The organism is Aliivibrio fischeri, from assembly GCA_038993745.2.
In the GTDB taxonomy this organism is placed as follows: Bacteria; Pseudomonadota; Gammaproteobacteria; order Enterobacterales; family Vibrionaceae; genus Aliivibrio; species Aliivibrio fischeri_B.
This window is the reverse complement of sequence record CP160629.1, coordinates 1-14,409: the sequence shown is the minus strand read 5'-3', so window position 1 is coordinate 14,409 and position 14,409 is coordinate 1. Positions and strand designations below refer to the sequence as shown.

The following is a 14,409-nucleotide window of genomic DNA, read 5'->3' as shown; positions in this document are numbered from 1 at the left end:
TTTCTAATACCCGCTGTAATAAAATACAGGCACAAAAAAAGGCGCTATCACAGCGCCTTTATTTTCAATAATAAATACTGTTAAGTATTAGCCTTCAAGCAAGTTATTGCCATTAATTGCAATCTTACGAGGCTGCATTGCTTCTGGAATTTCACGCTCTAAATCTACGTGTAATAATCCATTTTCCATCGTTGCGCCCACCACTTTCACGTAATCCGCTAATTGGAATTTACGTTCAAAGTCACGCTCAGCAATGCCTTGGTATAAATACGTTTTTTCTTCAATGTCTTTTGGACGTTCACCACGAACAATCAGCATATTCTCGTGTTGAGTTAAATCGATTTGATTATCAGCAAAGCCAGCTACCGCCATAGTAATACGGTATTTATTTTCAGATTGCTGTTCAATATTGTACGGAGGGTAACCGCCATTTGTTTTTGCCGAATGATTTTCCATTTGATTGAAAAGACGGTCAAAACCAATTGCTGAACGGTACAGAGGTGTGAAATCTACATTACGCATAATACTATCCTTTAATTTAAGCAATAGTGAGTACAACTACCCCTAACTTTGGGTCCTTAGTTGACTCTAATAAATTGTAAGACTTTCCTTTTTGGACAAGTCATTTTCAGAAGACCCTATCGGCATCCTCTTCATAACTAGATATGTGGTTTACTGTTTTTACTTTCAAGAGATAAAGGCTATTTATTTTTCGATTTAAACCAAAAACACCACTAACTCTATGAACAATAAATAAAAATAACGCCTCAAATTTCAGATAAAAAAAAGCACCGCCAACAGCAGTGCTTCCTCATATATCTAAATTCTAAGTTGAGATAAATTGCCGCTGTAATCGCTTAGTTCAAGGAGAAGGCGCGGAGCTTATGAACATAAGTGGGCACCTTCGACACAGAAATCAGTGATTACAGCAAATATTTGCTCAGATTAGATGTCTAAGTTAGATACGCGTAATGCATTCTCTTCAATGAAGTTACGACGAGGTTCAACTTGGTCACCCATCAATGTAGTAAACAACTCATCAGCCGCTACTGCATCGTTAATCGTTACTTGCATCATACGACGAGATTCTGGATCCATCGTTGTTTCCCAAAGTTGCTCAGGGTTCATCTCACCCAGACCTTTGTATCGTTGTAGAGAGAAACCACGACGAGACTCTTTAGTTAACCATGCCAATGCATCTTCAAAGCTAGAAACTGGTTGCTTACGCTCACCACGTTGTGCGTAAGCACTTTCTTCTAGAAGACCATCTAATGCTTCAGCTAAATCAGCAATACGTGCGTACTCTTTAGAGTTCAGTAGATCAATACTTAGTACATATTCATGCTCAACACCGTGAGTACGAACAACCAGTTTAGGTTGATATGCATTTGCTTCTTCATCAAATAAAAGAGCAGCATTGTATTGGCTTGCACCTACTTCGTTTGCATTTAACTCAGCAACAAACGCTTCGGTCCATGCTTGCGCAGACGCTTCATCAGCACACATTTCTTGTGTTAAACGACCTGTGTAAACAAGACGATTCAGCACAGATACTGGGTAACGACGAGACATACGATCAATTAGCTTCATTACACTGTTGTATTGAACAACTAGATCTTCTAATGCTTGACCTGCAATTGCTGGTGCATCAGCATTAGTAAATAGAGATGCATTATCAAGCGCTAATGCAATTTGGTATTCCGCCATTGCATCTTCATCTTTAATGTATTGCTCTTGTTTACCTTTCTTCACTTTGTAAAGTGGTGGCTGAGCAATATAGATGTAACCACGTTCAATAAGCTCAGGCATTTGACGGTAGAAGAACGTCAGAAGAAGCGTACGAATGTGAGAACCATCGACATCGGCATCGGTCATGATGATGATGTTGTGGTAACGTAGTTTGTCTGGGTTGTATTCATCACGACCAATACCACAGCCTAGTGCAGTAATCAGTGTACCCACCTCTTGAGAAGACAGCATTTTATCAAAACGAGCTTTCTCAACGTTTAGGATTTTACCTTTAAGAGGTAGAATCGCTTGGTTTTTACGGTTACGCCCCTGCTTAGCTGAACCGCCAGCAGAATCCCCTTCCACAATGTATAGTTCAGATAGACCAGGATCTTTTTCCTGACAATCTGCTAGTTTGCCTGGAAGGCCAGCGATATCTAATGCACCTTTACGACGAGTCATTTCACGCGCTTTACGAGCCGCTTCACGAGCACGAGCTGCATCAATGATCTTCGAACAAACCATCTTAGCTTCACTTGGGTTTTCTGCTAAAAACTCAGACAGTTTTTCACCCATTGCTGATTCAACCGCTGATTTAACTTCAGAAGAAACCAGCTTATCTTTTGTTTGGCTTGAGAATTTTGGATCAGGAACTTTTACAGAAACAACAGCTGTTAGACCTTCACGAGCATCATCACCAGATGTCGCTGCTTTTGCTTTCTTAGAGAAACCTTCTTTATCCATAAACGTGTTTAACGTACGTGTTAACGCAGAACGGAAGCCTGCTAAGTGCGTACCACCATCACGTTGTGGAATGTTGTTAGTAAAACAGTAGATGTTCTCTTGGAAGCCATCGTTCCATTGCATAGACACTTCAACAGAGATACCGTCTTCACGCTCTGAATCAAAGTGGAATACTTTTTGGTGGATAGGTGTTTTATTACGGTTCAAGTGTTGTACAAACGCTTGAATACCACCTTCATACATGAAGTGATCAGCTTTATCTTCTTCACGCATATCTTGTAGCTTGATAGATACACCAGAGTTTAAGAAAGACAGCTCACGAAGACGCTTAGCTAAAATTTCATAAACAAATACTACGTTAGTAAATGTTTCTTCACTTGGCCAAAAACGGATTTTAGTACCCGTTGTATCTGTTTTACCAATAACCGCTAATGGCGCTTCTGGCTCACCATGGTGGTAAACTTGTTGATGAATCTCACCAGCACGGTGAATCGTTAATTCTACTTTTTCAGATAGGGCGTTTACTACAGAAACACCTACACCGTGAAGACCACCAGATACTTTATAAGAGTTATCATCGAACTTACCACCTGCGTGAAGTACCGTCATGATAACTTCTGCAGCTGATACGCCTTCTTCAGGGTGGATTGCCGTAGGAATACCACGACCATCATCGCTTACTGAAACTGAATTATCTTCATGGATAGTTACAATGATATCTTTACAGTGACCAGCAAGAGCTTCATCGATTGAGTTATCGACAACCTCAAACACCATGTGGTGAAGACCTGTACCGTCGTCGGTGTCGCCGATATACATACCCGGACGCTTACGTACCGCATCTAGGCCTTTTAGTACTTTAATACTCGATGAATCATAATTTTCTGACATGAGTTACTCTCGCGTTTTTATCCTTGGGCTATTTTGCCATGTTCAATCTCGAACATCTTGCTTTCATCATCATGCATATCTGCAATCTGTTCAGCAGTAATCGAACTAATAAACACCTGCGCCTTTGTCTGTTTCAAATATTGAGCCAGCAATTGGCGACGATGGCTATCCAGTTCAGAAGCAAAATCGTCTATTAAATAGATGCATTGCTTTCCTGTTGCCTCAGTTAAATGTTGTCCTTGTGCTAATCGTAATGCACACACCATCAACTTAAGTTGACCGCGAGACAACACATCCTCAACAGGAGTGCCTGCAACTTTAATTCTTAAGTCGGCTTTATTTGGGCCGCCAACGGTATAGCCCAGCTGTTTATCACGCTCAAAGTTCTTCTTGAGCAATTCTGCGTATGGGGTTTCTCTGTCCCAACCGCGATAGTATGACAGCTTTATGTCATATTCTGGTAAGAATGCCTGACATATTTGTTGAGTTGCTTCAGATATGTGATTGATGTAATCCACTCGCCACTGATCGATCTTCTCAGCCAGTTGAGCAAGTTCCAAATCCCAATAACTCAATTCACGATAGCTATTTGCCGTTTTTAATAATGCATTACGTTGTTTGGTTAATCGCTTCACTCGGCTCCATGCATCATAAAATGCAGGTTCCACGTGAAACACTCCCCAATCGATAAATGCACGGCGAAATTTAGGGCCATCGGTAACTAATTCAAACCCTTCAGGGTGAATTAATTGAAGTGGTAACACTTTCGCTAATTGTGCCAGTTTTTGACCACTTTCTCCGCCTATTTTAACCTCAGTTGTGCCATCGCGCTGTTTATTTATACCAATAGGTAATTCAAACAGCTCTGGAGTGGTAAATCGTCCATGAATAAAAAGCTCGTCACAGTCATTTCGAATAATTCGACCTGTTAACGAGCTCTTAAATGAACGCCCATGTCCGAGCAAATAAATCGCTTCAAGGACACTGGTTTTTCCACTGCCATTAGGGCCAATAACAAAGTTAAAGCCGGATGATAATTGAATATCACACGTCGTTATATTACGAAAATCATTAATGATTAAACGAGATAATGGCATCGACGGTTAAAATCTACAGACGGATTGGCATAACAACGTATTGTGCTTCATCATTAGCACAATCTTCCACTAACGCACTAGCATTAGCTGTTGTCATTGAAATTCGCACACGCTCACATTTTAGAGTATTCAGAACATCTAATACATAGCTTACGTTAAAGCCAATTTCGATATCATCGCCTTGGAAATCCACATCTAGGATCTCTTCCGCTTCTTCTTGTTCAGGGTTATTCGCTGTAATACGCATTTGGTTATTTGCTAAATTAACACGAACACCACGGAACTTTTCATTTGATAAAATAGCTGCACGCGCAAATGCTTGACGCAGTTCATCACAATCCGCTTCAAGCGTTTTATTACTACTTTGTGGCATTACGCGTCGATAATCAGGGAAACGACCATCAACAAGCTTAGAAGTGAAAACAAAGTTATTCACTTCTGCACGCACATTTGAATTACCAAACTGTAAAGTAACACTCTGATCGGGTGAGTCAAGTAAGCGAACTAGCTCTTGAATACCTTTGCGTGGCATGATCACTTGTTGCTCTGGCAATTCAGATTCAACCGGCATATTACATACCGCCATTCGGTGACCATCTGTTGCAACCGAACGGAAAATATTACCTTGAGTTTCAAACATCATACCATTTAGGTAATAGCGAACATCTTGGTTAGCCATAGAGAATTGAGTGCTTTCAATTAACTTGCGCAGTTGTGCTTGAGAAAGTGTAATTTCAACTTCACTCTCCCAACCTTCGATGTTTGGAAAATCATTTGCAGGTAATGTAGCAAGAGTGAATCGGCTACGTCCTGAACGAACTAAAACACGATCACCTTCTAATACAATGGTAATGTTCGCACTATCAGGCAAACCACGACAAATATCTAAAAACTTACGAGAAGGAACAGTAACTGCACCTGCTTCAAAATCACCTTCTAGAGTAATTTTGCTGATTAACTCAACTTCCAGATCGGTTGCTGTCATCGACAACTGACCATTTTCAACCTGAAGTAAGATATTTCCTAAAATAGGCAGTGATGGACGGCCACCAAGGGCACCAGATACTTGTTGCAGTGGTTTTAGTAACAGACTGCGTTCAATAGAAAATTTCATAATACTCGTCTATATATAAAGTAGGTTATGGCTTACGATGACAATGTACGAATTAAATTAGAATAATCTTCTTTAATATCATGACTTTCTTCGCGAAGTTGCGCAATCTTACGGCAAGCATGTAACACCGTCGTATGGTCACGACCACCAAACGCATCACCAATCTCAGGTAAGCTGTGGTTAGTTAACTCTTTTGACAGCGCCATTGCAAGTTGACGTGGGCGAGCAACAGAACGAGAACGACGTTTAGATAATAAATCCGCCATTTTGATCTTATAGTACTCAGCAACAGTTTTTTGAATATTATCAATCGTAACTAGCTTTTCTTGTAACGCTAATAAATCACGTAATGCTTCACGTACAAAATCAATCGTAATTGCACGACCAGTAAAATTGGCATTCGCAATAACACGATTTAATGCCCCTTCTAATTCACGTACATTTGAACGTAAGCGCTTAGCAATAAAGAAGGCAACTTCATCCGCTAAATGAATTTGGTGATCTTCTGCTTTCTTCATCAAGATAGCAACGCGGGTTTCTAATTCTGGCGGTTCAATCGCAACTGTAAGACCCCAACCAAAACGAGACTTAAGACGATCTTCAACCCCATTAATTTCTTTAGGGTATCTATCTGACGTAAGAATGATTTGTTGATTACCTTCAAGCAACGCATTAAAGGTATGAAAAAACTCTTCTTGAGAACGCTCTTTATTTGCGAAGAATTGAATATCATCGATAAGCAAAGCATCAACACTACGGTAATAACGTTTGAATTCTTCAATCGCATTATTTTGCAATGCTTTAACCATATCTTGAACAAAACGCTCAGAGTGCATATAAACCACTCGAGCATCCGGCTTACTATCAACAATAGCATTACCGACTGCGTGCAATAAATGCGTTTTACCTAAACCCGTCCCCCCATATAAAAAGAGAGGGTTATAAGCTGTACCAGGGTTATCAGAAACCTGACGTGCAGCCGCCAAACCAAGTTGGTTCGATTTACCTTCAACAAAGTTAGTAAATTTATGCTTAGGGTTGACGTTTGAGCGATGGTTTAGATCCGCAGCAACAGGGCCTGCACCCTCAGATTCCCAAGGTTTATGGACAGATTGACGCGCTTGAAGCTGCGCTGGAGCCGAAGTTGCCGCAGCAACATCAGCAGCAGTCTGCTTTGGTACAGCAGGAGCAGATACAGGTTTACTCCCCACCTCAAAACGTAAGGTAGGAATATCATTACCACAGAACTCATTTAATAATGAGTTAATGCTATTTAAGTACTTATCACGTACCCAATCGAGTACAAATCGATTCGGTGCAAATAGCGTTAGGGTATTGTCATTTAATTCTGCTTGTAGTGGTCTAACCCACATACTGAATTCTGCGGAAGGTAATTCTTCTTGAAGGCGCTGTAAACACTGAAGCCAAAGCGATGAAGACACGGACAACCCCACTCATAATTAATTTCAAAAGGTCGTTAATTTTATACTGTGGATAACTATAGTGCCAGTGTTAGATCGATGATCCAGTGAATAAGATCGAAGTTATTCACACTGATCACGCTTTTTTACCTAGATCAACACACTTTTTACCTGACTTATACCCAAAACCATCAACAATGCGGAAAAAATGATCATAATTTAATGATTTAGTTATTACACATAACCATCGGGTATTTAGAGCTCAGTCGCAAAAAAAGTATCATCCTAATACTGAATGAATAATAGGAGTATCAATCATGAAATGGACGAAGAATATCCTCGCAGGATTAGCACTAACATTAGCAACCACTCAATTTGCACAAGCAGCAACAGAAGTAAAAGTGGGGATGTCAGGACGCTATTTTCCATTTACCTTTGTTAAGCAAGATAAACTGCAAGGATTTGAAGTCGATTTATGGGATGAGATTGGTCGCCGCAACGATTATAACGTTGAATACGTAACTGCTAGCTTTTCAGGTCTTTTCGGCTTATTAGAAACGGGGCGAATTGATACGATTTCAAATCAAATTACCAAAACCAAAGAACGTGAAGCAAAGTATCTATTTGCTGACCCTTATGTCGTAGATGGTGCGCAAATTACGGTACGTAAAGGCAATGACAGCATCAAAAGCATTGATGATTTAAATGGTAAAACCGTTGCCGTTAATTTAGGTTCAAACTTTGAGAAATTACTGCGTGATCACGACAAATCAGAGCAAATCAATATCAAAACATACGATACAGGTATTGAGCATGATGTTGCTTTAGGACGTGCAGACGCTTTTGTGATGGATCGACTTTCTGCAGCTCAATTAATCAAGAAATCTGGTCTTCCTTTGCAACTAGCTGGTAAACCATTTGAAACCATTGAGAATGCATGGCCATTTGTAAACAATGAAAAAGGCCAAAAGCTACAAAAAGAAGTGAATCAAGCATTAAACGCTATGAGAGAGGATGGTACATTAGCAAAAATCTCTCAGAAATGGTTCGATTCAGACATCACTCAATAAGCTAATCTGATCGCAAAGTAAGCGATTACTCACCATTCATCAAATAAGCCCACTATATTACTAGTGGGTTTCATCTTTCTTTGAATTACCCACTTTACTTCTAAAAATAATTACAGAGAGCATTATGGGATTTGATTTTACCTACATGATTGAGTTGTTACCTATATTATTTAAATATTTAGGTACCACAATGGAAATGGCGTTATGGGGATTACTCTTTTCCTTAGCCCTTGCGTTAGTACTCGCTAACTTACGAGTATTTAAAGTGCCTGTATTTGATCAACTAAGCCAACTCTATATTAGCTTCTTTCGAGGAACGCCATTATTAGTGCAGCTTTTCCTCCTTTATTACGGACTTCCTCAAGTCTTTCCTATCTTTGTAGGATTAGATGCATTTAGTGCCGCAGTTATAGGCCTTACTCTTCATTTTGCAGCCTACATGGCTGAGAGCATTCGTGCGGCTATTATTGGTATTGACCGTAGCCAAATGGAAGCTAGTCTTTCTATTGGGATGACAACATCTCAAGCAATGCGCCGAATAATTTTACCTCAAGCAACTCGCGTCGCTCTGCCTTCTTTAATGAATTACTTCATCGATATGATCAAATCCACCTCTCTAGCTTTTACTTTAGGTGTTGCAGAAATCATGGCAAAAGCACAAATGGAAGCCTCATCTAGCTTTAAGTTCTTTGAAGCTTTCCTTGCAGTAGCACTTATTTATTGGGGAGTTGTCGTTATTCTGACTCGAGTACAAATTTGGGCCGAAGAAAAACTAAATAAGGCGTATGTACGATGATAAAAGTTAAAAACTTACATAAGAGCTTTGGCGACACTCAAGTTCTTGCAGGAATAGATCTTGAAATAAATAAAGGAGAGATCATTGCTGTTATCGGTTCTAGTGGAACAGGTAAATCCACTCTGCTTCGTTGTATTAATTTTCTTGAAACAGCAAATAAAGGCGTGATCAGTATCGGTGATGTCAGCGTCGATAGTGAACAACACACAAAAAGTGATGTGTTGGCTTTGCGAAGAAAAACTGGGTTTATTTTCCAGAATTACGCTCTTTTTGCACATTTAACTGCTCGTCAGAATATTGCAGAAGGCCTAATAACTGTCCACAAGTGGAGAAAGGACGACGCTCTAAAAAAAGCACAACAAATTTTAGATGATATAGGACTCGGTGATAAAGGAGATAATTACCCTGCGGCTTTATCTGGAGGTCAACAACAACGAGTTGGTATTGGCCGAGCTATGGCATTAGAAACTGAACTACTATTATTTGATGAGCCCACGTCAGCACTGGATCCGGAATGGGTTAATGAGGTGCTAACTTTAATGAAAAAACTGGCTACACAGCACCAAACGATGCTAGTTGTCACTCATGAGATGCAATTTGCAAGAGAAGTAGCCGATCGTGTCATCTATATGTCTGATGGAAAGATCGTCGAACAAGGAACGCCAGAGCAAATTTTTGGTTATCCACAGGATCCTAAATTGCAGAAATTCTTAAATCAAGTTGGGATCGAATAAAGATCCTTGCGCTCTGGCTCACAAAACGTATAATTCACCATCCGGAAAATACGTGGAACCTCTTGTTGACTATTTATGAGTCAATGATTACAATTCCGCCTCTTTGTTGAGAGGCGTCGGAATGTACGTCCCACGCCGGGTTTAATTAAACCTAATAACTACTGATCAGTAATAAGGTAATACCAATGAAACGCACTTTCCAACCTTCAGTTCTTAAGCGTAAACGCTCTCACGGTTTCCGTGCACGTATGGCTACTAAGAACGGTCGTAACGTAATTAACGCTCGTCGTGCTAAAGGCCGTAAGCGTCTATCTAAGTAATCCTAGATTATTTTGATGAATTACGATTTCTCTCGGGAGTTACGCTTGTTAACTCCCGAAGATTACAAATTTGTCTTCAAGCAAGCTCATCGAGCTGGCTCGCCTCATTTCACCATTCTTGCTAGAGAAAACTCTCTTTCACACCCTCGTTTAGGTCTCGCTGTTCCTAAGAAGCAAATTAAAACTGCTGTTGGTCGCAACAAGTTCAAACGTATCGTTCGTGAAAGTTTCCGCAATAAGCAACATTCCTTACCTGCGAAAGACTTTGTAGTTATCGCTAAAAAGAGTGCTCAAGAATTGAGTAACGAAGACTTCAACAAGCTATTAGACAAATTATGGCATCGCCTGTCTCGCCCTTCTCGTGGATAGCAATCGGTCTTATCCGTTTTTATCAACTCGTCATCAGTCCAATGATTGGACCTCGCTGTCGATTTACTCCAACGTGTTCACATTATGCAATTGAAGCACTAAAGTCACACGGTTTAGTAAAAGGGTGTTGGCTATCTGGCAAACGTCTATTAAAATGTCATCCTTTGAATGATGGGGGCTATGACCCCGTCCCACCCAAGCAGCATAAAGACAGAGAACAATAACGATGGATACCCAACGTAATATTCTGTTGCTCGCACTGGCTTTAGTTTCTTTTTTACTTTTCCAACAATGGCAAGTAGAAACTAATCCGCAGCAACCAGCTACAGTTAGTACCGTTCAACAAACACAAACGGATGGTGATGTTCCAACTTCTTCAACAGCAAACAGTGATACACCAGCCGATTCAGCACAGTCTGACAAGCTGATCACAATCACAACTGATGTGCTTACTTTAAAAGTAGATACATTGGGTGGTGACATCATTGAATCTGTTCTTAATAAATACGACGCAGAACTAGGCTCTAAAGCTAAATTTGTTCTTCTTAAGAACGACGCAACACACAGCTACGTTGCTCAAAGTGGTCTAATCGGTCCTCAAGGTATCGATTCAAACTCTGGTCGTGCTCAATTTACAGCACAAAAAACAGATTACGTTTTAGCTGAAGGCCAAAACGAATTACGTGTTCCTTTAACATTAGTGAAAGACGGTATTACTTATACTAAAACACTAATCCTTAAACGCGACAGCTACGCTATTGATGTTGATTACACGGTTGATAACCAATCTTCAGCACCAGCAACTGTTGAAATGTACACAAACCTAAAGCAAAACTTAATGGATGATGGCGGTAGTCTTACTATGCCAACATACCGTGGTGCTGCTTATTCAACAGAAGATACACGCTATAAAAAATACAGCTTTGACGACATGGAAGATAAAAACTTATCTATCGACATGACAAACGGTCAAGGTTGGGCGGGTATGCTACAACACTACTTCGCTTCAGCTTGGATTCCTCGTAACGTAAATGATGCAAAACTGACATCTCGCGTAGCAGGTGACTATGGTTACATTGGCGTTCGTATGCCTTCTGTAACTATTCCAGCAGGTCAAGAAGCAACACTTTCTGCAACACTTTGGACAGGTCCAAAACTTCAGAAAGAAATGGCTGCTACAGCACCTTACCTAGACCTAACTGTTGATTACGGTTGGTTATGGTTTATCGCTTCACCACTTCATAAACTATTGTCTTTCATCCAAGGCATCGTTGTGAACTGGGGTCTAGCAATCATTGTTCTTACTTTCATCGTTCGTGGTGCAATGTACCCACTAACGAAAGCACAATACACATCAATGGCTAAAATGCGTATGCTTCAACCTAAGTTGACAGCGATGCGTGAACGTATTGGCGATGACCGTCAGCGTATGAGCCAAGAAATGATGGAGCTTTACAAGAAAGAAAAAGTAAACCCACTAGGTGGTTGTTTACCAATTCTTCTTCAAATGCCAATCTTCATTTCACTGTACTGGGCATTAATGGAATCTGTTGAACTTCGTCATACTCCATTCTTTGGTTGGATCACGGATTTATCAGCACAAGACCCATACTACATCCTGCCATTATTAATGGGTGCAAGTATGTTCTTAATCCAGAAGATGAGCCCAACAACAGTAACGGATCCAATGCAACAGAAGATCATGACGTTCATGCCTGTTATGTTCACTGTATTCTTCTTATGGTTCCCATCTGGCCTAGTTCTTTACTGGTTAGTATCAAACATCGTAACGTTAATTCAGCAAACTCTGATTTACCGTGCTCTAGAGAAAAAAGGCTTACATTCTAAGTAACCTTTCACTCTTGAAGTAAAACAAAAGGCGGCCATTGGTCGCCTTTTTTGTTCAATGAGCATACAATATCAGTAAGCAATAGACATAAAGAATAATCATGACACTACATACAGACACCATTGTTGCACAAGCAACAGCACCAGGCCGAGGCGGCGTTGGCATCATTCGCGTATCAGGTCCAAAAGCAAAAGACGTTGCGCTTGCTGTTATTGGTAAAGAACTAAAACCTCGTTACGCAGAATATGCGCCATTTAAAGATGAAAATGGATTGGAGCTTGATCAGGGTATTGCTCTTTACTTCCCAAACCCACATTCATTTACCGGTGAAGACGTATTAGAACTTCAAGGTCATGGTGGTCCTGTCGTCATGGATATGCTAATCAAACGCATTCTAAAGATTGATGGTATCCGTACAGCACGTCCAGGAGAGTTCTCAGAAAGAGCTTTCTTAAACGACAAAATGGATTTAGCTCAAGCAGAAGCGATTGCTGATTTAATTGATGCAAGCTCTGAAGAAGCGGCTAAATCAGCCTTAAATTCATTACAAGGTGTTTTCTCAAATAAGATTAATACCTTAGTTGAATCGCTTATCTATCTACGTATTTACGTTGAAGCAGCAATCGACTTCCCTGAAGAGGAAATCGATTTTCTTGCCGATGGTAAAGTCAGTGGTGATTTACAAGGCATCATTGATAACCTTAATGCGGTTCGTAAAGAAGCGAACCAAGGTGCCATCATGCGTGAAGGTATGAAGGTTGTTATCGCAGGTCGTCCAAATGCAGGTAAATCTAGCCTTCTTAACGCATTATCAGGTAAAGATACCGCTATCGTTACCGACATAGCTGGTACAACCCGTGACGTGCTTAGAGAGCACATTCATATTGATGGTATGCCATTGCATATTATTGATACTGCAGGCCTTCGTGAAGCGTCTGATGAAGTTGAACGTATTGGTATTGAAAGAGCTTGGGATGAAATAGCCCAAGCTGACCGCGTTTTATTTATGGTTGATGGAACAACAACAGACGCAACAGACCCTAAATTAATTTGGCCTGAATTCCTTGATCGTCTACCAAAAAACATGGGAATGACAGTGATCAGAAACAAGGCGGATCAAACCGGTGAAGATCTCGGTATTTGCCATGTTAATGATCCTACATTGATTCGCCTATCAGCAAAAACAGGTGAAGGGGTTGATGCACTGCGTAACCATTTAAAAGAGTGCATGGGCTTCTCGGGTAACCAAGAAGGTGGCTTTATGGCTCGTCGACGCCATCTAGAAGCCTTAGAAAAAGCAGCTCAACACCTCGATATAGGTCAGCAACAATTAGAAGGTTACATGGCGGGAGAAATCCTTGCAGAAGAACTTCGTATTGCACAACAACATTTAAGTGAAATCACCGGTGAATTTACCTCTGATGATTTACTTGGACGTATATTTACTTCATTCTGTATTGGTAAATAAAACCAATATTAATAAGATTAATAATGGGCCTATGTAGGCCCATTTTTTATAGGATAAATTCATGAAAAAAGTATCTATTATTACAGGAAGCACTCTAGGTGGTGCTGAGTATGTTGGTGACCATCTTGCTGATTTATTAGAAGAAATGGATTTTTCCACCGATATTCATAATCAACCAAATTTAGATGATATTGATATTGATAGCTTATGGTTACTCGTTGTATCAACTCACGGTGCTGGTGATTACCCTGACAACATTAAACCATTTATTCAACAGTTAGAAAGCGTGACTCAGCCATTATCGAGCGTTGAATTTGCTGTTGTTGCTATCGGTGATTCAAGTTATGACACTTTCTGCGCAGCAGGAAAATCACTTCAAAATACCTTAAAAGAGCATGGCGCTATCGAAAAGTACCCTCTATTAGAGATAGATGTAACTCAAAATAGTATCCCAGAAGAACCAACAGAATTGTGGCTAAAACAACACATTTGTTAATAAAAAGTGTTGTCCGATCTATAAAAGTTATTAAATAGATGACACCTACTATGTGGATAACTATAGAAAGATCCAGTGATCAAGTTATAGTTATCCATTGAATAAGATCTAACGCCCTCCCCCCTTGTGGATAACTAACTCTTTTGTCCTCAAGCTGTCCGATCGAAGATCAAAGAAAGATAACAACTTTGGATCCATCTAAAGTATATGATCCTATTGATCATTTATCACTTATCCACAGAGATCGACGATCTATATAATAGATCTAATAAAAGATCTCTTTAAAAGATCTTATATATATTAAGTGATCTT

General features: G+C 40.1%; 14 protein-coding genes. 9 read left to right on the top strand and 5 right to left on the bottom strand.

Going from position 1 to position 14,409, the window contains the following annotated elements; all coding sequences use genetic code 11:
* Window positions 1-87: 87 nt before the first annotated feature.
* The 5 genes from ibpA to dnaA all read right to left on the bottom strand — a co-directional run bounded on the left by ibpA (window position 88) and on the right by dnaA (window position 7,016).
* Window positions 88-522, bottom strand: coding sequence for a small heat shock chaperone IbpA (gene ibpA / locus AAFX60_000070; GenBank protein ID XDF77682.1), 435 nt, complete (start codon window positions 520-522; stop codon window positions 88-90).
* Window positions 523-945: 423 nt separating this feature from the next.
* On the bottom strand, window positions 946-3,363 hold the full coding sequence (gene gyrB, locus AAFX60_000065) for a DNA topoisomerase (ATP-hydrolyzing) subunit B (GenBank protein ID XDF77681.1): 2,418 nt from the start codon (window positions 3,361-3,363) through the stop codon (window positions 946-948).
* Window positions 3,364-3,380: 17 nt separating this feature from the next.
* A complete protein-coding gene (gene recF / locus AAFX60_000060) occupies window positions 3,381-4,460 on the bottom strand; it encodes a DNA replication/repair protein RecF (GenBank protein ID XDF77680.1) in 1,080 nt (359 codons plus the stop codon).
* A gap of 13 nt (window positions 4,461-4,473) precedes the next feature.
* Window positions 4,474-5,574, bottom strand: a complete 1,101-nt coding sequence (dnaN, locus tag AAFX60_000055; GenBank protein ID XDF77679.1) for a DNA polymerase III subunit beta — start codon at window positions 5,572-5,574, stop codon at window positions 4,474-4,476.
* A 32-nt stretch (window positions 5,575-5,606) separates the two neighbouring features.
* Window positions 5,607-7,016, bottom strand: coding sequence for a chromosomal replication initiator protein DnaA (gene dnaA / locus AAFX60_000050; protein ID XDF77678.1), 1,410 nt, complete (start codon window positions 7,014-7,016; stop codon window positions 5,607-5,609).
* A gap of 296 nt (window positions 7,017-7,312) precedes the next feature.
* Between dnaA and AAFX60_000045 the strand changes: the two genes are divergently transcribed.
* The 9 genes from AAFX60_000045 to mioC all read left to right on the top strand — a co-directional run bounded on the left by AAFX60_000045 (window position 7,313) and on the right by mioC (window position 14,097).
* A complete protein-coding gene (locus tag AAFX60_000045) occupies window positions 7,313-8,065 on the top strand; it encodes an amino acid ABC transporter substrate-binding protein (protein ID XDF77677.1) in 753 nt (250 codons plus the stop codon).
* Window positions 8,066-8,189: 124 nt separating this feature from the next.
* Window positions 8,190-8,861, top strand: a complete 672-nt coding sequence (locus AAFX60_000040; GenBank protein XDF77676.1) for an amino acid ABC transporter permease — start codon at window positions 8,190-8,192, stop codon at window positions 8,859-8,861.
* The gene (locus AAFX60_000035; GenBank protein ID XDF77675.1) at window positions 8,858-9,595 is read left to right on the top strand and encodes an amino acid ABC transporter ATP-binding protein; all 738 of its coding nucleotides are present in this window, start codon (window positions 8,858-8,860) and stop codon (window positions 9,593-9,595) included. The genes AAFX60_000040 and AAFX60_000035 overlap by 4 nt, the downstream gene beginning before the upstream one ends.
* 185 nt (window positions 9,596-9,780) lie before the next feature.
* A complete protein-coding gene (gene rpmH, locus AAFX60_000030) occupies window positions 9,781-9,915 on the top strand; it encodes a 50S ribosomal protein L34 (GenBank protein XDF77674.1) in 135 nt (44 codons plus the stop codon).
* A gap of 15 nt (window positions 9,916-9,930) precedes the next feature.
* Window positions 9,931-10,284, top strand: a complete 354-nt coding sequence (rnpA, locus tag AAFX60_000025) for a ribonuclease P protein component (GenBank protein XDF77673.1) — start codon at window positions 9,931-9,933, stop codon at window positions 10,282-10,284.
* On the top strand, window positions 10,251-10,508 hold the full coding sequence (yidD, locus tag AAFX60_000020) for a membrane protein insertion efficiency factor YidD (protein XDF77672.1): 258 nt from the start codon (window positions 10,251-10,253) through the stop codon (window positions 10,506-10,508). The genes rnpA and yidD overlap by 34 nt, the downstream gene beginning before the upstream one ends.
* Before the next feature lie 2 nt (window positions 10,509-10,510).
* Window positions 10,511-12,136: a membrane protein insertase YidC gene (yidC, locus tag AAFX60_000015; GenBank protein ID XDF77671.1), complete on the top strand. Its 1,626-nt coding sequence runs from the start codon at window positions 10,511-10,513 to the stop codon at window positions 12,134-12,136.
* A 97-nt stretch (window positions 12,137-12,233) separates the two neighbouring features.
* A complete protein-coding gene (gene mnmE / locus AAFX60_000010) occupies window positions 12,234-13,601 on the top strand; it encodes a tRNA uridine-5-carboxymethylaminomethyl(34) synthesis GTPase MnmE (GenBank protein XDF77670.1) in 1,368 nt (455 codons plus the stop codon).
* 61 nt (window positions 13,602-13,662) lie between these two features.
* On the top strand, window positions 13,663-14,097 hold the full coding sequence (mioC, locus tag AAFX60_000005) for an FMN-binding protein MioC (GenBank protein ID XDF77669.1): 435 nt from the start codon (window positions 13,663-13,665) through the stop codon (window positions 14,095-14,097).
* Window positions 14,098-14,409 lie beyond the last annotated feature (312 nt).